Genomic DNA, 19,390 nt, shown 5'->3' on the forward strand with positions numbered 1-19,390 from the left:
AATTAAATCATGTGTGTTAAATTCGCCTTTATTGTACATTATATTCTACGCTAAAGTAAGCGATCTTTTTCTATCTCTTCCTTGAATCACTCATTCTCATCATAAAACCAACTTTCCCCACAACCACAACGCCGCCACCCAACACTAGCATCAACACAGCCCCGCCATAAAACAAGCCTGACTGGTGCAGGAAAGGAAATAGATGTTGCAGATAGGCGATTGTCAGTGGTGTGGCAGCAGTCCCGATATTGAAGAAGATCAGCAGCAGCGCTGTTTGAGCTGTGGCTTGTTGACTCTTTTGGTTGACTTCATTAAAGACATAAGGGACGAAGGTTCGGAAGGAGAAGCCGCATAGGATGACTGCAAGGGAGGCGATCCACAGATTTGGTGCACGCGCTAAAAGCAGGAGCGCTATGCTCATTCCTAAGAATGACACGGGAATCGTCCATTCCTTAAAGATACGGACTGTTTTGCCGAATACCATGCCGGCTGTCATTGCACCGAACCCGATGAATGCCAATAAATTACTGCCATCTGTTGCATCTCCAATCGCTTTATCATAGAGCAAGCCCGTAACCTTTACCGCAATCGACATATAAACAGTCACTGCCAGAAAGAGCAAGATCAGATAATAGATCAGTGTCCGATCAATCGTTGGCCCTGTCTTGGCTTCTTTCTCATCGGATGTGGTTGGTCTGATGTCAGGTACAAACAAACCAAATAGAAAAAGAATTGGTATGGCTAGGCCGTAGACCATAAAGGAATAGCGCCATCCAGTGACCAATAATTGGCCAACCAAAAAGGTGATCAGCATCCCACCAATACCTTCAAAGGCACTTTGCAATCCAATGACTGTCGCCAGATGACCGCCCGAATATAAACCGGCAGCTATCGTATAAAGCAAAGGATTAAATAGACCCACGCCAACGCCAAAGAGGATCCGGCTTAAGAAAAGGCTAGTGAAGGAGGTTGTCACCACTGGCAGTAAACCTGCCAGACAGACAATGCCAATCCCTACTTGGACAGTTTGTTTGTAGCCGATGCGTTGCGCGACTTTGGGACTGATAAGAATGGTTAAGATAATAAATAATGAAGGGATCGTTGTCAAAAGTTCGATCAACGTTTCATTAACGGTAGGATAAGCCTGGACGATCGCTGGGATATTTCCGGCGATCGCCCCTGCTGAAACAACCAATAAAGAAACGGACAATAAAGAAATCTTCCTTAGCTGCGCCATTGATTATTCGAAGATTTCTTTTGCCAATGCAAAGGCACTCCAAGCTTTTGGCCAGCCTGCGTAAAAAGCCAAATGTGTGATCAGCCCAACGATTTCGTCTTTGGTCACACCATTGGTTTTTGCGATCGTCAAATGTGCTTCCAGTTGTGGGGCACCCATTGCCAAAAGTGCCGCACAGGTGATCATACTTCTGTCATGGGCAGACAAGGTGTCTTCTTTTGCCCAGACTTCACCAAACAAAATATCATCGTTCAATGCTGCAAATTGTGGGGCGAATTCGCCTAGTTGCTCTCTGCCAGCTGTTTGTTTTTTCATCATAAATCTCTCCTTCTTATTTGTCTAAGTTGTTGTACCATTCATCTGTGACTGGTTCCAACCATTCTGGGGTGCCTGCGGTGATCGCGACATGCGTGAACCAGCTATCCTTTGCGGCACCATGCCAATGTTTGACGCCATCATGGGTGGTAATGACATCTCCAGCTTGTAGGAATTGCGCTGGTTTGCCTGCTTCTTGGTACCAGCCTTCTCCCCCTGTGACGAGGAGTAATTGGAACCCATCATGATGAATATGCCAGTTGTTGCGGCAGCCTGGTTCAAAAGTCACGTTGCCGACACCGACATTGATTGCTGGATCAGCGATTAGGCTTTGCAAGTAGCTTTGTCCGATAAAGTATTGTGCATAGGCGTCGTTTTTTTCTCCGATTGGGAAGATCAGACCGTCTTTAACTTCTTCATGTTTGCTCATATTACTTTCCTCCAGTATGTTGATTTCGTCCTACAAAAAAACGAGAGGTACGATGTATAGCATCATCGTACCTCTCGTTTCACTATTCGTCTAATGCTCTTTTTAGATCATGCTATGCTTTGAAAGCATGTTTGAAGCGCGTAATGATTTCTTGCACTGCAGGTGTTTGCATCCGTTCTTTCCACACCAATAGACAGTTTGTCTGGATCGCTGGTTCCATGGGAATAAACACGGTATGATCGGCTGCTCGTTTCGTCACAGCACCTTCAATCGTTAAGGCGATTCCTACGTTGTGTTCCACCAATGGCAAAGTATTGAACAATAAGTTGAAATGGCCAACGATCGAGAGCTGTACCAATGGCACGCCAGCCCACGAAGCCAGTAACCGCTGCACTTCTTCTCTATTGGAACACAGCAGCGGCAGTCCTTGAATATCTGCTGGCGTCAACTGGTTTTTGCTTGCAATGGGCCAATCTTTTGACACTAAGAACCCCCATGTTTCTTCTCGCGGCAGCTTTAATACATGGACGTTTGTCAAGGATGCTGGTTCCAGTAAGACAGCTAGATCCAACAATCCTTTGTCGAGTTTGTCACTGATATCATCACTAGTGCCCGTCACCAAGTTGAAGGTGACTTTGGGGTAATCCTTGACCATTTCTTCCAGCATCATGGCAACAGTGTCCGAATTATCTGCTTCCACACTGCCGATGGTCATCACGCCTTCAAGCTGCGCCTGCTTCCTTTCAGCAAAGTTCTGATCTAATTTATCACTAAGAAGAATCAACTCTTCTGCCCGCTCTTTGAGAAAAAGGCCATCCGGCAATAAATACAGCTGGTTCTTTTCTCTGCGAAACAACGGCACGCCCAAGTTTTCTTCTAACTCGCGAATCTGACGACTCAAGGTAGGTTGCGTGATATTCAATAGTTTCGCTGCTCTTGAAATATTGCCTTCTTGGGCAACTGTCCAAAAATAACGTAAAAGTCTGATTTCCATCCTGTGCCTCTTCTTTTTTTTATTTTTACTATAGCAGATTTATAGGGATAATGCGCTAGCGACTTTTTTCAAGGTTTATCGTCTTGAAATCTACTTTATACGTACTGATAATAGACAATTATAAGGCAAATAATCAAAGCCAAAAAAACGACAATGACCTTTATTGTGCTTTCTAGACTGTCTGTCTTCATTTCAAACTTGGCCGGTCTAAAAGTAGGATTCAAGGTTTTCGTCTGATAGTCAACTGAACTAGAAAAGAAACTATCTGAAGGAATCATAAAAATGAACATCACGCCATAGATAATCGCTGCAAAAATGAATGGGCTGAAATCAAATATATGACCAACAATCAATCCAATAATCATTGGCACACCTATATATAATATGGTTCTGAGTAGGATCAAATAGCTTTTTTTAATATTAACTCCCCCTTTTTTGTTTCACTCAAAAACAAATTCCCTCTTATGATCATTCAAGCCGTCAACATACGTGACAGCCATCACGATTCTTCCTGTGGCTTCCTCGAAATCAACGACTTTAAGTTCGAGTGAATATTTTTTTGTATTGCTATCGATATACCCAACGATTGTCTGCGCTTGACCATTGATCATCAGGGATAGACTACTCTCACCGCTGCTCTCGTTATCAGGAACAGCTGCTTCTGCAGAATGGATTGTATCGCTATGATATATGGTTTCTTCTCCATTTTGATACTGTCTTGTCAGGGTCATCGACTGTTGAATCGCCCCTTGCGCATTGATGATCGACAGGTCTTTTTTGGGGTGAGTGAGAAAGAAAACAGCTGCGCCTAAGACAATGATGAGCCCACAAAATAATACGCCGACTCCAATCTTTTTCTGGTTGCTTGTCATAATACTTGTCATCCCTTCTCTACAACGTATCTGGTTGATGATAGACATAGATTGCAGCCGGTACTGCATCTAACTGATTGAATTCTGTAAAAAATGCATGATACGTATTTGCTTCTTTATTGTATACAACCAACCATTGGTGTGAAGGAATGCTTTCAACAGCATAGTACACCAACGTGGCATCTTCATCTAGGATACGCAACTGCTGGGTGATATTTTCTTCGACTGCCAAGTATTGATGAAATGACTGGCCATGATATGTGATATCATCTATCGATTCATATGGAAGTTGGTCAAAAAATGTGATAGGTATCGTCTTCACATGGTTGGCAACATGCAGAACGCGAATCAATTCCATTTCGGCATGAAGTGTATAGAGAAGATAGTCCATTGGCTCTTCATCAGTGACTTGATACAGTTTTTCTTTTGAATCAAAAACCTCTATTCGATTGCGCCCGTTTGTGAGATAACCCAAAAAGTCGCCTTCGTCTATATGTTCTGCATTGTAGACGGAATAGTACATGACCTCGTTGAATTGTAGGCTGCTGTCGTCATCTTGTATAAACCCAACAATATGTCCATTGATATAATTGCTATAAGCATAAAATATGATGCTACCGATGAGCAAGATACTGATAAGTACAGATATGCTTTTTTTCACAAAATCGCCCCTTTACATGCTGCTGTCGTCTACATCCTTCGCATCGACTTAGTCATAGTATATCTTACCCTTCAAACTAAATAAATACTCTCTTGTTGGCAAAAGTTGAGCGATTGAGGTCTTGAACCCCTCAGAAAAAAATTATATACACAAAAATGACAGCCCAAGCAATCAATATCTGCTTTTGGCTGTCTTTTTTGGACTGCATGTTCCGGGATAAAGTTTGTCTATCTCCTTATTGCAGCAATTCTTTCAACCCATCCACACGGCTGACCAATGGTTTGCCTAGTGCTTTTTCAAAGTCATCGCTGTAAACTGCCAGTTGATTGTCTCTGATGTCTTGTTGGAAAGTCAAAAAGATTTCCGCTACTGGTTGCGGCAGTCCACCTGCCACCAAGTGCTGTACAAAGCCTTGATCATCTGTGGCCACGATCTCTAGATCTTTACCAGTTGCTTCTTTTAGTGCTGCCCCCAATGCTTCATACGTGATTGGTACCCCTGATAATTCAAGAATCTCAGGAAAATCCTTGCCAGCTAATGCATGGGCGGCAACTTCGGCATATTCTCTTCTCAATGCCCAGCCAGTCTTGCCTTCTCCTGCAGCGTACACAAACTTACCCGTTTTGAGTGCTTCACCAATAAGCAATAATTCGTTTTCCAGATACCAGTTGTTGCGCAAAAATGTATGGGCAATCCCGCTTTCGCCAATCAATTTTTCCGTAAAGATATGGTCTGCAGCTAACGCAGTTGTCGATCTTGTGGCCTCAGCGTAACTTGTGTAGGCAATATATGAGACACTCGCTTCTTGCGCCGCTTTGACAACATTGGTATGTTCCGCCTGACGATTGTCTGTGCCGCCTGACACAAATAGCAAACGATCGATACCTGTCAAAGCCTCTTTCATCGAATCCAGATCAGAATAATCCCCGATCCGCACCTGAAAGCCCGCTTCTTTCAACGCAGCGCCTTTTTCTTCACTCCGAACCAACGCATAAATCTCTTCTTGAGGTACCAATTCTTTCAAAAATTGTAGCGCCAATCCGCCAAATCCACCAGTTGCACCAGTGACTAAGTAGGTCATTTATCATACACTCCTTCATTTTTGATTTTTTAGTTGTAAATAATATAGTTACAACATCATCATACGCAGTCTGGTGTGTTTCGTCAAGTAAAAGAATACGCACCACCCTAGCTAGACAAAAAAACGCAATCTTCATTAGATTACGTTTAGTTTATAGACGTATGTTGAGATTACGTATCCCAGCAACACTTTCTCACATATACGCTTCCATAATATCCATGAACTGCTGAAAGGAAATATATTTTAGTTGTTCCACATCATAAGACAGCAACGCTGCAACCTTATTTTCGGCTTGTTCAGCCACATAATATACTGTTTTTCCCAAAGAAATGGCTATGCCTAACTCAAACAATGTTGTGGCGTCCACATCACCAGCCATATATACTAGTTCACTTTTTTTGATAGCCGCTATCGTTGCTGCCAAAGAATCATTCATGCCTGTAACTATCGATGCCTGTCCCTGAATGCTAAATCAAATAGCTTGTTCATCCATCGAAAAAAGATCGCCCTTTTGGTGTTTGGGGTTGGTGGATATGTGATAGATATACGTTTGATTCGATTCTTTATCCATTCGATTGCTCCTTTTCAGAGATTGCTTCTGATATTCATCCGTTCATTTGGCACTTCAGACCATGACTCATGGTGCTGCATCATACCTGTCTGCACCCCACCATTTCGGCAGCAATTCTTTTAGTGTCACGATTTCTCTTTTCTGGTAATCCACCATAAAGGCTGTTTCCGCATTTTCCTGATCCAATTGCATCAGAAACTCTCGACAGGCGCCACAAGGCATACCGCCGACTGCTGCGGGTGCCTCATCACGAAAGGTGATGATCCTGTTGATTTTGGTTTGTTTGCTTTGTTGGTACATATTAAAAGCCGCCGCACGTTCGGCGCAAAGGTGGAAAACACCAGCTGTAGCTTCAAAACAATACCCGGTATAAATTTGCCCATCACCGGCTTCTAAAGCACAAACGACATGCTCAGCGTAGATAAACGGTGATACTTCATGCGGATTGTACAGTGCTTTTGCTTCTTGATAGAGTTTCTCCCAAATATCCATATAGACCCCCTTGAGTTATGACTAATTAGGATTCAATTATACCATTGTTCAATGAGACTATACTTTTGGATTCACACAATTTATTTGTAATCTATCTTTATTAAAAAAAAGATTTCGATTCAAAGCAACACCGAATGTTACTATATGTAATGTGGTATAACATAATAAAAGGAGTGATTTACATGCTTACAGCAAAATCGAGATTACAAGGAGATTCTGTAGTCATTACCTTACCATCTAATAATGGACAAAAACCTATGCCAAATAAAGAATATATCGTTGTCTATACAGAAGACGGGACAATCATTTTAGTGCCAAAGATAGAAGACCCCTTTTTACTAGGTGAAGAAGCAGCTTTTTATGAAGTAGATGAATGGGAGGATGTCTTGCCTGAAGGGAGAGAAGTTATCTGATGCCAGAAGACAAGCGTTATATTCCAAAAAAGGGTGACATCGTGTGGATTGATTTCGATCCTTCTGCAAGAAATGAGCTACAAAAAAGACGCCCTGGTCTTGTCGTGTCTAAATATGAATTTAATCGTAAAACAATGTTTGCAGTTATATGCCCTATCACCTCTACTATACGTCATCTTCCGACCCGTTATACGCTGCCAGAAGAGTTGGAAACAAAAGGGCAAGTTATTATCTCTCAATTAAAGTCTCTTGATGTTAAAAAAAGAAATTTGATTCCTATTGAACATTTGCCTTTGCCAGACATGGCAAACATCAATCAAATCATCGAATACATATTTTAAACGATAGCGGATTGCTTCAACACCTACTAGGCTGTAGCTTTTATATACAAAAATCAGGCATCCTCGTTGTGAGATGATGCCTGATTTTTTATTTATTCGATGGTCCCACCAACAATCCCACGCATTACCATTTTCAAAAACTGACTTTACTCAAACCTCCGGCAGATACGCCAGCAACGCCGCAATATTCTCTGCTGAGGTGGCCCAGCTTGTCGCAAAACGTACGACTTCATGATGGTCATCGTAGTTTTCCCATCGAGAAAATTTGACGTGTGACTCCAGGGCTTTCAACGTGTCCTTGTGCAGGATAAAAAATTGTTGATTTGTGGGTGAATCTAAGTACATAGGGTAGCCTTTGGCAATCATGCTTTCTTTGAGTATCATTGCCATCGCAACGGCATGTTGACTGATTGTTAGATACAAATCATCCGTAAACAATGTATCAAACTGAATGCCTAAAAGTCGACCTTTGGCCAGCAAGGCACCATGTTGCTTGATAAATGTAGTGAAATGCTTGGGTTCATTTTGTTTGGTAAAGACGACAGCTTCTCCGCAAAGTGCGCCTATTTTGGTGCCGCCGATATAAAATACATCACTGAGTGCGGCGATATCCGCAAAGGTCAGATCTGCTTGCGGACTGGCTAGTCCATACCCCAAACGTGCACCATCAATAAATAAAGGAATCTCATAGTCCTGGCATACTTGAGACAATTTGGTCAATTCCTCTTTCGTATACAGTGTGCCATATTCTGTGGGATAAGAAATATAGACCATCCCTGGGTACACCATGTGCGTATGATTGGCATCGGCATAAAATGTTTGCAGATAGTTGGCTACGGATGCGGCCGATAGTTTTCCCGCCTCAGCAGGAATCGTCAATACTTTGTGGCCGCTGTATTCGATGGCACCGGCTTCGTGGGTGCTGATATGGCCGGTATCGGCAGCAATCACGCCTTCGTAACTGCGCAATAGGCTATCGATCACAATTTGATTTGTCTGCGTGCCACCGACAAGGAAGTGAATGGTCGCTTCTGTTAGTCCAATCGCCTCGCGTATTTTTTCCTTGGCCGATTTGGTGAATGTGTCTGTGCCATAGCCGCTTTCTTGCACCATATTGGTTGCGGCAAATCGGTCTAAAATAGCGGGGTGAACCCCTTCCGAATAATCATTTTCAAAAGATAGCATTAGATTTCCTCCATTTCATTTGGTACGATTTTTTCGAGTATTGTCGTAATCTTGCCCATGGCACCAATGAGGGTCTGTAGCTCCTCGGTATCCAAGTGTTCTGTTAGTCCCTGCACTTTCTCATTCGACAGTTCTTCGATAAAGGCATTTAGCTGTTGGCCTGCTTCTGTCAGGTAGAGATGATAGACACGGCTATCCGCTGAATCTTTCTTCCGATAAATCTGCCCGTCTTTTTCGAATTTTGATAGCATACGGCTTAAATAGCTTTTTTTATCATCAAGTACTGGGTCAGAGCATTGGCGGTCACACTAGGCTGTCGGCTGATTTCACCGATACTCTTAAACATCGTTTCCTCCTAAAAAAATGACTTCTACAAGCTCAAAAAAAGCTTGTAGAAGTCATTAGCAAAATTGCGGTTTCAGTAATCACTGAGGGAGACATTCATTCCCCTATTCTCCACTCATTATCATATACCTATCATTATTCGTCAATACTAATAGATAGAAAGATTTTTTTTATGCTTGAAGCATATACTATATTATCAATGAGCATGTCACTTTTTATCAAATGACCATCCGTCTACCTTAATCTTTAAATCTAAGGAAAGCATTCAATAATGATCATCTTAATATTTTCGTCCATGCTTATGCTATAATCCTCATAAAGGAGTCGAGTCAATCATGTCCGATAAACCTCAAGGAAAGAACACACAAATACCCAACAATACTTTCAACACCATGAATACAAAACCTGATCCATCACAGCAGGGTTCACCTGTTCCATTCCAACAAGGGGACTTTGCTTCGATAGATACACAATATGAAAACAAGAAGACTTTTTCAGAAATCCTTAGTTTTTATGTACTAGGCATTGCTTTGACGATCATTAGTTTTTACTTGTTCGTGACACTTCCTATTTTTCAAAATTTCTTGAATCAAACTATTTTGTCTTTCGCCATTGCCTTTGGGTTGTTGATTGTCAGTTTTGTCATTGCACATGTTTTGACGACACTTTGTACGGAAATATACAGAAAAAAACATTGACTCGGCTAATTTCTTTTATATAAAAGGAGTCCTCATATGGTAAAAGTTTTATTGACCGGTATGTCTGGTGTCGGCAAATCTACAATTCTTGATCACATTCGATCAAGTGGTCACCCATGCATTGATTTGGACTATAATGACTGGATCATCTTTGATGAGACGGTCGCTGACTACCTTATGGACACGAATAAAATCATCCGATATATCGAAGCACATCCTTATTCTTGATTTACATGCCAATCAGGAGGAACAGGCAATCGTAGCAGCGTATCGGTGGAAGAATGATCGTGAGATGCTACAGCTATTTGTTGATTTTCTTCAGAATTGGACATAAACATTTGAATCATGAAGATCCGTGCTGCTCCATAGGAAAGCAGGACAAATCATATGCAAGTAGGCGCTATCGTGAGGATAGCGCCTACTTGCTTTTTTATAACTGCTCTTCCACTATCTGGATAAATGTTTTGAATGACACACAGTTCAGTTGCGCCATATCATAGGGCAGCAACGCTTCAACGGCGTTGTCGCCTCGTTCCGTCACATAATACACGGTCTTTCCCAAAGAAATAGCCAGCCCAAGTTCAAAATAAGTTGTTGCGTCAACCTCACCTGAAATATACACAATTGTACTATTTTTGATAGCCGCAATCGTTGTCTCTAAGGAGTTGTTCATACCTGTGACAATGGAAAGCTCTCCACCAAAACCAAACCCGATATCTTGGTCATGCATGGAAAGAAAGATGCCATTTTGATGGATGGGGTTGGTGGAGATTTGATATAGGTAAGCTTCATTTGATGACTTGTCCATCTGATTCCTCCTTCATATAATTGTTGTGTCCAACATCCGTTCCTTTGTCAGAGCATTTAGTTGCTGTTCTCCTATTTTGCTTAAAAGTATACCATGCTAAAAAAACATCATGCAAACCATTATATTCATGGTCTGCATGATGCTTATTTTGGATTATGCTGTTGCTTCAGTTGTCTTTTTTCCGCCGTGGCGAATCAATTTGTTCAATTCGCTGACAATCAGTGGAATCAATGACAAGCCAATCACGATCAGCCATTCTGTTCCATTCAAGCTTGTCACTCTAAAGATATCTTGCAAGAAAGGAATGAATAGGACCGCCAATTGCATCGCCAAGCTAACAACGAAGGCTTTATTCATGGCACTGTTTGAAAATAAACCAATGCTGAAGATCGAGCGGGTTTCACTACGAACAGCATACGCCCGTGTCAATTCACCGAAGACCAATGTGGCAAAGGCCATTGTATTGGCCGTTCCATCAGCTATCCCTGGATCTGACAGAACATACTCCCCTAACCAATAAGCTGCTAAGGTGATCGCCCCTACCAAGATTCCATAAAAAATCATACTTGAGGCAAAGCCATCAGCAAAAATACTTTTCCGTGAATCTCGTGGTTTTTGTTTCATGACGCCTGGTTCAACAGGTTCCATTCCCAAAGCCAACGCAGGTAATGAGTCGGTCACTAAGTTCAACCATAACAGTTGGATCGCTACTAAAGGCATTTGGTGGAAATTCAAGGCAGTTGCAACAAAGATCGTAATGATCTCACCGATATTACAGCTTAATAGATATTGGATCGATTTCTTGATATTGGCATAGATACCGCGTCCTTGTTCAACTGCATGAACGATCGTCGCAAAGTTATCATCTGTTAAGATCATATCTGCCGCACCTTTGGCTACATCTGTACCAGTGATCCCCATCGCACAACCGATATCTGCGACTTTCAAAGCAGGGGCATCATTGACGCCATCACCCGTCATCGCAACGACCATGCCGTTGGCTTGCCACGCTTTGACAATGCGCATTTTGTGCTCCGGTGAAACCCGGGCATAAACAGAATACTTGCTGACTTCTTCTTCCAAGATTTCTTGTGGCATGGTGTCTAATTCGGCACCTGTCAGCGCAAGGTCACCGGAACGGAAAATCGCCAACTCTTTGGCGATCGCCACTGCAGTCAGTTTGTGGTCCCCTGTGATCATGACTGGACGAATGCCTGCATCGTAACATTGCGCCACAGCTTCTTTGACTTCTTGTCGCGGCGGATCGATCATACCCACCAACCCAGCAAAGGTTAAGCCATTTTCAATGTCTTCTGAAGTCAATTCTTCTGGTACTTCTGTGATATCTTTATACGCTGCCCCTAAAACACGCAAGGCTTTCGATGCCATTTCGGCATTCTTGTCAGCAATGATCTGTTGGTCTGCACCATCGATGATACAACGTGTCAGTAGGACATCAGGTGCCCCTTTGACCATAACCCGATAGCCAGCAGCAGTTTTATGGATGGTACTCATTAGTTTCCGTTCAGAATCAAACGGAATTTCTGCTACCCGTGGATACATTACTTCTAAATCATTTTTGTTCAATTGTTCTTCATAGGCTTTGGTGACGAACGCAGTTTCTGTTGGATCCCCCGTCACTTGGACATCTGCAGCATCACCAATTAATTTTGAATCGTTACAAAGTGCACCAATCGTCAGCAACTCAGCTTCTGATTGCTCTCCATAAGCAAACGTTTCTACAATGGTCATTTTGTTTTGAGTCAATGTCCCAGTTTTGTCACTGCAAATCACGGAAGCTGCCCCTAACGTTTCTACAGCTGGCAATTTTTTGACAATTGCATTGCGTTTCACCAAACGCTGAACACCTAATGCCAATACGATGGTCACAATTGCTGCTAATCCTTCAGGAATTGCCGCAACACCCAGTGAAACAGCCATCATAAAGATATCTAGGATCGGACGGCCATATAATAAACCGACAACGAACATCAACACACAGATACCCAAACAAATAATCGACAATATTTTTGAGATTTCAGCCATTTTCTTTTGCAAAGGCGTGATGTTCTCATCTTCAGAAATCAACATGCCCGCAATCCGACCGACTTCGGTTTTCATTCCTGTGTCAGTGACCACGCATGTTGCACGGCCATTGGTGATCACGGTGGAAGAAATCAACATATTTTTGCGATCCGCCAAGCCGGTATCATCTGACAGGTTGTCGATATCTTTCTTGTTGACCGGTACCGATTCACCTGTCATCGCCGCTTCATCTGCTTTCAGATTGATGGCTTTCAAGACTCTGGCATCCGCCGGCACCAAATCACCGGCTTCTAATTCGATGATGTCCCCTGGGACCAATGTCGTGGTATCGACATGATCCAATTGTCCATCACGAATCACTTTAGCCAATGGTGCAGACATTTTCTGCAAAGCTTCCAACGATTTGCTGGCATTGTTTTCTTGCGAGATTGAAATAATGGCATTGATCACCACGATCAAAAGAATGATCACTGATTCGACCCAATCTTCAAAACCGCTGGATACATAGGAAAGAAATGCCGCAATCAACAATACGATGATCATTGGGTCTTTCAATTGCCCGATGACTTTCTTCAGTAAACTCTCTTTCTTTTGCACATCAAGTGCATTATGACCAAAAGACTGTAGACGTTTCTTCACTTCTTGCTTGGACAGTCCTTGTTGCTGGTCCGTCTCCAAAGCTTGTAACACTTCTTCTTTGGATTTGGCAAACCATAATGTCAAACGATTCATCCCCTATTCATATTCATTTTTTTAACTATCAATATAATACTATACTCTATTTTGGCGCTGTTTGGTGCGTTTATGAAAAAAATCACAGCAGAGAATCGGGATTCTGCTGTGACATCAGCGTATGATTTGTTCGTTGTGCATAACCTGTGGACAACTATTCTAAACCTCACCTATCCTTTAACAAACGCGACATCCTTCGCTAAAAAGAAGGGTGTATAGTAAGCAACGCCGCTGGATAATGGTAAGACTTCATCAGGTAAATCAATATTGAGTACCGCACGAATATACACTTGGCGCTTGATGATTTGTTGCCAAAAATTTGGATAAGATTCGGCTAATGCATGCCGCAGGTTTTCGTCAGCCAAAGCAATGCCATTTTCACAACTTGTTCCCGCATACCCTGCAACTGAGGGGATGATATCGATTTGCAGCAGCATACCAGATGTTAAGGGAGTCGTTGTATCTTTCTTCACCGGCGAGGACATCCACTCTTCATCAGAGGTTAAATGACCCGGATTTAAATGCCAGTGGTAGTCGGCTTGCGGCAGAACCTCTTCAATCAATGCATATAATGCTTTGCCTTGCATGCCGATCTTGATATTTTCCAGCCAGGTCACTACCGCTTTGTAGTACGGTGCGGCTACTTTCTCTATATATGCTTTTTGTTCTTCAGGCAGATCCTGAGCTGATGCAGCGGCGTATCCACTGCGACTGGCCAATCCGCCTTTAAAGCCTGTGGTGATCGACAGTTTGTCGCCTAATTTTATTTTCTTGTCTGTAGGTGAGATCACAGCATGTTCAAAGCGTTCACCCGTCGCGGCAATTGGAAAGACATTCGTGCGTTGGCCATATTTCACCAAATGACTGCCAATCTCCATTTCCGTTTTTCCTACCGCTACTTCGTCGATTGCCCGTAATACACAATCTGAAGCCAAAGATGAGCCAACGAGGGTTTCCACTCCGTTGACGATAAATGCAGGCAGATCATACAGTTTTCGATTGTCTCCAGCAGTCGTGAACATTTTCCAACCAACTAGACCGACTTGTTGGCCCTTTTCGATTTTCGCAGCAGCCAACACATCAGTTAGCTGCTGTTCATTATCCATTGGTTGGTCAGGTAACGAAAAGAGCGGCGTGTGGATCACTTCTGCGTCGATTCTTGCGTAGTTTGCCATCTTGGTATTTTCGTTGCCAAGGACCAAGAATGCTTCACCTGATTGATGCAAGATGAGCAAACTTTCTTCAAATCGTGTGACAAATCCCGTTAGATAGGAAAAATTGCCGCCATGTTCCACATCGCAATAAATGACTAAGGTATCTACATTGGCATTTTGCATTGCATTGATGACTTTTCCCTTGCGCTCTGTCATCGTTTCATCGGTTAACTGAACGATGGTTGCTTCATGATCTTTTTCTGGAGCTGTGACTTTTTTTAAAGTGATCTTTGACATGTTGGCCCTTCTTTCTGTGACTGTATGCTAGTGTCTTCTTCTATGACTAGGATAACATGTTCACTCTCATGATTGAAATCCTTGAATAAACTGCTTCGTTCGCGCTTCTTTTGAATGGTTAAATAATTCGTCTGGGGTGCCTTGCTCTAAAATCGTGCCTCGATCCAAAAAGATGACCTGATCCGATACTTCTCTGGCGAATTTCATTTCATGTGTCACGAGTATCATAGTGGTATTTTGGTGGGCGACCTTCTTGATGACATCTAAGATACCAGAGACAAGCTCAGGGTCTAAAGCAGACGTGGGTTCATCAAACAAAATGACTTCGGGTTCAATGGCCAACGCCCGCGCAATGCCTACACGTTGCTGTTGTCCACCTGATAATTTATTTGGATAGAAATCCATTCGGTCTGCCATGCCAACCAAGTGTAGTTGCGCCTCTGCACGTTCAATGGCTTCTTTTTTAGGTAGATTTTTTACTTGAATCAAGGCTTCCATGACATTTTCTCTAACTGTCTTTTTGGAGAATAGGGCATAATTTTGAAAAACCATTGCCGTTTGTCTTCGGACAGCCAAAATATCTTTTTTTGTTGCCTTAGCTGCATCATAGCTCACCTCGCCGATTTGAATAGTCCCGGCATCTGCAGGTTCTAAGAAATTTATAGAGCGCAGCAAGGTCGATTTACCCGAACCACTTGATCCAATAATTGTAAGCACATCACCGGTACCGACGGTCAAATCAATATTTTTTAATACATGATTGTCTTTAAAAGATTTGTTCCAATTCTTTAATGTAAGCATATCGTCTCTCCTCTATTGGTCCACTCTCAACTTGCGCTCGGCTACCTTAGCCAACTGTTCAATTAGAATACACATTCCCCAATACACAAGTGCCACAGCAATGTACGCTTCAAAAAAGCGCAAATTCGCTCCTGCAATGATTCGTGTTTGACCCATAATATCTACGATCGTCACGGTAAAGGCTAATGAAGTCGCTTTGAGCAAGCTAATCAAGCTATTGGCTAAGTTCGGCAAAGCAACGATCAATGCTGAAGGCAAGATGATCCGGCGCATGGTTTGTGCATTCGTCATACCGATTGATCTAGCTGCTTCAATCTCACTTTGATTGACAGAAGACAATGCTGCACGGAATGTTTCAGACGTATATGCTGCTTCATTCAAACCAAACGCAATAAACACATAGACTAACGCAGGGATTGCATTGACATTTGCACTGAAATGCAGATACTGGCCTAGCCATTCAATAAAAATAGGAAATCCATAAAAGGACAAGAACAGTTGTACCAGTTGTGGTGTCCCTCGCATAAATGAAACAAACACACTACTCAATTGGGTCAATACAGGAATCTGCTTTAACTTGATAACGGCAATCACAAAACCAAGTAATAAACCGATTGCCACAGACACAACTGTCATCAGCAAAGTGATAGGTAGTTTAGGTATCAGTTGTTTCATAATTGTAGGAATCATCGCAGGGACAAATAATTTACCCTTCGTGCTAGATTCCGTCTCCACAGCAGTATCTTCTGATGACGCCGCCATTTCTTCATTCAATGCATCGTTTTTTTCAATAATATCGGTTGTTAATGTTGTATCGTCTTGCCCTAAGTAACGTTGACTAATCTCAGCCAACGTACCATCTGCCCGCATTTCTGCTAGGAGCGCATCCATGTCGTTCCGTAATGTCACTTCGTCTTTACGGTAAATAAAATACGAACCTGGCTGCCTAATAGCCGCTTCATTCTCAATGGGGTGGGTTTTTAGCGTAATGCCAAATGTTGTTTCCACATCATGAACATAGGTCGTGGCATAAATCGTGGCATCAAATTTCCCGCTCTCCACATCGCGAATGATTTGTGAAGGATCCGAGTCCACATATTGGATACGTACCGCTTCTTCTGGATTGCTTTCATTCCACGATTCTAAAAATTGTGATTGTGGTGAAGCAGGAACAACGGCTACTGACTTTCCTTTCAGATCACCAATCGCTAATTCATCCGGTTGTTTCATATCTGTAATCAACACATTATGGGTGACAATATACGGATACAAAGAAAATAAGTATTTTTCCCGACGGTCACCACTTTCGCCGAGATTATTGACGACTAGATCAAATTTTTTCGAATCCAGACCTGCAAACAACGACGCAAATTCTGCTGTTTCAAAGGTAAAGTTCAATGTATCGGAACGTTTTTCCATTTCTTTTAACACATCGATTTCAAATCCAGTCAATTGATTGTCTTCACTGAAAAAGTTCAATGGTTTTGTTTGACCAGATGTCCCTACCACCACTGTTTGCGCTGCTGCTTGGAACGGACTCCATACTAAGACCAACAAGCCCAAGAGTACAGCTACAATCCCTATTGTCCATCCATTTTTTTCTTTTACTCTTTTTTTCATTTATTCCCTTACCTCTTTCCTTTTATACACAAAAAGCCGACATCAGATCACTCTAATGTCGGCAGATAGTTGTATTAAAAAATCAGTTTCGATTTTTCAGCCCTACATTAGATTCACCAATCTATGCAGGCACCAAAAATGAGCTCTTCATAGATACAAACACCGCATGTTTGCATCTATATGACGCAAACATCATCTATAAAAAGCGTAATAATAAAATTGTCCAGTATTCATTACGTGCGTTTGCATCAAAAAAGCCTCCTTGTCTTTGTTAAGGAACATTCTATCCATTTCTGCATAATACGTCAAATGTTTTTTCTTTTTTTATTGCCTCAATCGTTATTTTGTTGATCATTCAAGCCATGGTACCAAAGTACCTATTACCGGTGGACAGCTAGTGTAAACACCTCATCACCGATAGATATCTTTTCGATTCGACTAAGGTCATGATAATAGGTCATATATGTCATATCGTTGGTACTTTGCTGATCCTGTGGATTTAAAATTGCCAATTCTTGTTTGTTCCCTTCACTATCTTCCGCAATCACTGAACTACCTGCTAACCGTGTTGTATACGGTGTTTGGATATGGACAGATAATGGAGAAACAGTAATAGATACTGCTTTGTCCGTACTTTCAAATACTTTCGTTGGCAATGGATCAGGATCACCCATGTCTATAGTCCAATCAGCAGCAATTTGTTCTGTAAACAACGTACCAGAAATAGTGAAAGCATCCACCTTATCCAATTCATCTATGTCAAAAACAAATTCTTTCCGGTACGTTTTATTCGCTCCCTGATAATAATCAAACAGATATGTCACAGTCGGCTGATATGCCGCTTCTGTGTCTGTATTCACTGAAAGTAAAAGGTCATTGATGGATTTGTTCAGGCTTTGAATCTGGACATGGAATCTATCTTGAATCATCCCATAGCTGCTGATAGCGAAATAGTCGTCTGTTGACCGATGTTCTCCCTTAAGAATCAACAGCGGATCATTGGCTTCCTCAATGCCTGTACTGCTTAAAATAGCTGAACGAGATATCTGCTCAGATTGATTGGCAGCCCTCTCTTCAATGCTGCTTAACTTTATCTCCTCTTTGATTTTGACTGGATTTGTTTGCAGCAGCTTAATCGCTAATTCGGATAATTTATCGAAACTGGTGAGTAAAAAGAACTGCTTCCTATGCTCTTTTTCAGGCGTGATTTCTTTGATCACAGACACACCAGGTACATCAGCAGGATCAATCAGCACTTTCTGGTCAGTCCCTTCAGTCGATATGACTGTGTAATACACGCCATTATCTTGAAAATACTGCAGCAGCCGAATTTTAACCCCATTTTTTGTGACACTGGTTTCCTCTTGCGGTGTCAACAAAGTGCTAAAGTTGTGCCCAAAATACGTGTTGATGATTTTGGAAAGATAAGGAACAGTCGTAAATCCAACTAAAGTAAGAATCAATAAAGACGCAACTATCAATGCGACACCTTTTTTCAGCCTCTTCGGTTTTCGGGGAACTGATTTAGACTGAACTGCGCGAAAAATTCGTTGTTCATCAATCGTATCAAGCAGGCCTTCTTCCTGCAAGAAGAGATCCACTTTCTGAGTATCCTGTTTCATCTCGCATCCATCCCCTCTTTGATCATGTCTTTCAAGCGTTTTTTATAGTAGAAAAGGATATTATTGATTTCTTTCAGTGGTATGCCGAGTGCATTTTGGATATCTTTTGGTTTTTGATTCAAAATCAATCGCCGCACCATGACCTCTCTGGCTTTGTCAGGCAAGGCAAGAAACATATCAAGATAGTGATCATCAAACCAATCAGGTATTTGTTGATGTTGATACAGACCAGCTAGTGAAGCGAACAATTTCTTCTCTCGATTGTTCTTTACCACTTTGTTTTTTGCCAAACTGATGACTTTCCAAGACAAATAGGTTTTCAAAGAGGCTCTTTCAGGATTGTACTTTTCGGGATACCGCCACAGAAAAACAAAGGTATCTTGTACGACTTCTTCTATTTCTTGCACACGTTGCGCATACTGTTTGGTAAGTACAATCGCCGCTGCCGCATACAAGTCATGCGAATAGGTATCAATGACTTCTCTTAACGCATCATTGTTTTGCTGCAGCAAGCGGTCTTTCAAATACGCATCTTTTTCATTCATCTCCAGCATTTTTCTCCTTTATATTTATATACAAGACAAAGTATTAAAAATACTAAAATGATGTAAAATTTTATTTCGGCTCTATAATTTATGGGACTGATGAATCAGAAATGATTCTTCAGTCCCATAA

General features: G+C 41.9%; 22 protein-coding genes and 1 riboswitch. Of the genes, 4 read left to right on the forward strand and 18 right to left on the reverse strand.

The window, feature by feature from the left end; all coding sequences use genetic code 11:
- Positions 1-70: 70 nt before the first annotated feature.
- The 9 genes from A5886_RS15000 to A5886_RS15045 form a co-directional block, all read right to left on the reverse strand.
- Positions 71-1,210, reverse strand: coding sequence for an MFS transporter (locus A5886_RS15000; protein WP_256926242.1), 1,140 nt, complete (start codon positions 1,208-1,210; stop codon positions 71-73).
- A gap of 30 nt (positions 1,211-1,240) precedes the next feature.
- Positions 1,241-1,552 carry a carboxymuconolactone decarboxylase family protein gene (locus A5886_RS15005; protein ID WP_054114336.1) on the reverse strand — a complete coding sequence of 104 codons (312 nt, stop codon included), beginning with the start codon at positions 1,550-1,552 and terminating at the stop codon, positions 1,241-1,243.
- 16 nt (positions 1,553-1,568) lie between these two features.
- On the reverse strand, positions 1,569-1,982 hold the full coding sequence (locus tag A5886_RS15010) for a cupin domain-containing protein (RefSeq protein ID WP_086275848.1): 414 nt from the start codon (positions 1,980-1,982) through the stop codon (positions 1,569-1,571).
- A gap of 112 nt (positions 1,983-2,094) precedes the next feature.
- Complete coding sequence (locus tag A5886_RS15015) at positions 2,095-2,976, reverse strand: LysR family transcriptional regulator (RefSeq protein WP_086275849.1); 882 nt, start codon at positions 2,974-2,976, stop codon at positions 2,095-2,097.
- Between the two features lie 440 nt (positions 2,977-3,416).
- The gene (locus A5886_RS15025; protein ID WP_143353800.1) at positions 3,417-3,860 is read right to left on the reverse strand and encodes a hypothetical protein; all 444 of its coding nucleotides are present in this window, start codon (positions 3,858-3,860) and stop codon (positions 3,417-3,419) included.
- A gap of 7 nt (positions 3,861-3,867) precedes the next feature.
- Entirely contained in the window at positions 3,868-4,509 is a 642-nt protein-coding gene (locus A5886_RS15030; protein ID WP_086275852.1) for a hypothetical protein, read from the reverse strand.
- A 235-nt stretch (positions 4,510-4,744) separates the two neighbouring features.
- Positions 4,745-5,590 carry an SDR family oxidoreductase gene (locus A5886_RS15035; protein ID WP_086275853.1) on the reverse strand — a complete coding sequence of 282 codons (846 nt, stop codon included), beginning with the start codon at positions 5,588-5,590 and terminating at the stop codon, positions 4,745-4,747.
- 193 nt (positions 5,591-5,783) lie between these two features.
- Complete coding sequence (locus A5886_RS15040; RefSeq protein ID WP_086275854.1) at positions 5,784-6,026, reverse strand: hypothetical protein; 243 nt, start codon at positions 6,024-6,026, stop codon at positions 5,784-5,786.
- A 201-nt stretch (positions 6,027-6,227) separates the two neighbouring features.
- Positions 6,228-6,653, reverse strand: coding sequence for a cytidine deaminase family protein (locus tag A5886_RS15045; RefSeq protein WP_086275855.1), 426 nt, complete (start codon positions 6,651-6,653; stop codon positions 6,228-6,230).
- A gap of 182 nt (positions 6,654-6,835) precedes the next feature.
- On the opposite strand from A5886_RS15045, the gene mazE reads away from it, so the two are divergent.
- Together mazE and A5886_RS15055 are read left to right on the forward strand one after the other, a co-directional pair.
- Positions 6,836-7,066, forward strand: coding sequence for a type II toxin-antitoxin system PemI/MazE family antitoxin (mazE, locus tag A5886_RS15050; RefSeq protein ID WP_086275856.1), 231 nt, complete (start codon positions 6,836-6,838; stop codon positions 7,064-7,066).
- Complete coding sequence (locus tag A5886_RS15055; protein ID WP_086275857.1) at positions 7,066-7,407, forward strand: type II toxin-antitoxin system PemK/MazF family toxin; 342 nt, start codon at positions 7,066-7,068, stop codon at positions 7,405-7,407. The genes mazE and A5886_RS15055 overlap by 1 nt, the downstream gene beginning before the upstream one ends.
- A gap of 150 nt (positions 7,408-7,557) precedes the next feature.
- Here A5886_RS15055 and A5886_RS15060 read toward each other — a convergent pair whose 3' ends face one another.
- Positions 7,558-8,592 carry a threonine aldolase family protein gene (locus A5886_RS15060; protein ID WP_086275858.1) on the reverse strand — a complete coding sequence of 345 codons (1,035 nt, stop codon included), beginning with the start codon at positions 8,590-8,592 and terminating at the stop codon, positions 7,558-7,560.
- On the reverse strand, positions 8,592-8,843 hold the full coding sequence (locus A5886_RS15065) for a MarR family winged helix-turn-helix transcriptional regulator (protein ID WP_086275859.1): 252 nt from the start codon (positions 8,841-8,843) through the stop codon (positions 8,592-8,594). The genes A5886_RS15060 and A5886_RS15065 overlap by 1 nt, the downstream gene beginning before the upstream one ends.
- A 134-nt stretch (positions 8,844-8,977) precedes the next feature.
- Positions 8,978-9,050, reverse strand: a riboswitch (Fluoride riboswitch).
- A 222-nt stretch (positions 9,051-9,272) separates the two neighbouring features.
- On the opposite strand from A5886_RS15065, the gene A5886_RS15070 reads away from it, so the two are divergent.
- Together A5886_RS15070 and A5886_RS15075 are read left to right on the forward strand one after the other, a co-directional pair.
- Positions 9,273-9,635 (forward strand): hypothetical protein, encoded by a 363-nt coding sequence (locus A5886_RS15070; protein WP_086275860.1) that lies wholly within the window; start codon positions 9,273-9,275, stop codon positions 9,633-9,635.
- Between the two features lie 36 nt (positions 9,636-9,671).
- Complete coding sequence (locus tag A5886_RS15075) at positions 9,672-9,863, forward strand: DEAD/DEAH box helicase family protein (RefSeq protein ID WP_086275861.1); 192 nt, start codon at positions 9,672-9,674, stop codon at positions 9,861-9,863.
- Between the two features lie 202 nt (positions 9,864-10,065).
- On the opposite strand, the gene A5886_RS15080 is transcribed toward A5886_RS15075, so the two are convergent.
- The 7 genes from A5886_RS15080 to A5886_RS15110 all read right to left on the reverse strand — a co-directional run bounded on the left by A5886_RS15080 (position 10,066) and on the right by A5886_RS15110 (position 19,260).
- Positions 10,066-10,443 carry a hypothetical protein gene (locus tag A5886_RS15080; protein ID WP_086275862.1) on the reverse strand — a complete coding sequence of 126 codons (378 nt, stop codon included), beginning with the start codon at positions 10,441-10,443 and terminating at the stop codon, positions 10,066-10,068.
- Positions 10,444-10,596: 153 nt separating this feature from the next.
- Positions 10,597-13,221, reverse strand: coding sequence for a calcium-translocating P-type ATPase, PMCA-type (locus A5886_RS15085; RefSeq protein WP_179190057.1), 2,625 nt, complete (start codon positions 13,219-13,221; stop codon positions 10,597-10,599).
- A 170-nt stretch (positions 13,222-13,391) separates the two neighbouring features.
- Entirely contained in the window at positions 13,392-14,672 is a 1,281-nt protein-coding gene (locus A5886_RS15090; RefSeq protein WP_086275864.1) for a M24 family metallopeptidase, read from the reverse strand.
- Positions 14,673-14,738: 66 nt separating this feature from the next.
- A complete protein-coding gene (locus A5886_RS15095) occupies positions 14,739-15,473 on the reverse strand; it encodes an amino acid ABC transporter ATP-binding protein (RefSeq protein ID WP_086275865.1) in 735 nt (244 codons plus the stop codon).
- 12 nt (positions 15,474-15,485) lie between these two features.
- Positions 15,486-17,093, reverse strand: coding sequence for an ABC transporter substrate-binding protein/permease (locus tag A5886_RS15100; RefSeq protein WP_086275866.1), 1,608 nt, complete (start codon positions 17,091-17,093; stop codon positions 15,486-15,488).
- Positions 17,094-17,473: 380 nt separating this feature from the next.
- Positions 17,474-18,715, reverse strand: coding sequence for a DUF4179 domain-containing protein (locus A5886_RS15105; RefSeq protein ID WP_086275867.1), 1,242 nt, complete (start codon positions 18,713-18,715; stop codon positions 17,474-17,476).
- Positions 18,712-19,260, reverse strand: a complete 549-nt coding sequence (locus A5886_RS15110; RefSeq protein ID WP_179190058.1) for an RNA polymerase sigma factor — start codon at positions 19,258-19,260, stop codon at positions 18,712-18,714. The genes A5886_RS15105 and A5886_RS15110 overlap by 4 nt, the downstream gene beginning before the upstream one ends.
- Positions 19,261-19,390: the final 130 nt, after the last annotated feature.

Source organism: Candidatus Enterococcus testudinis, assembly GCF_002140915.1.
Lineage (GTDB): Bacteria > Bacillota > Bacilli > Lactobacillales > Enterococcaceae > Enterococcus_D > Enterococcus_D testudinis.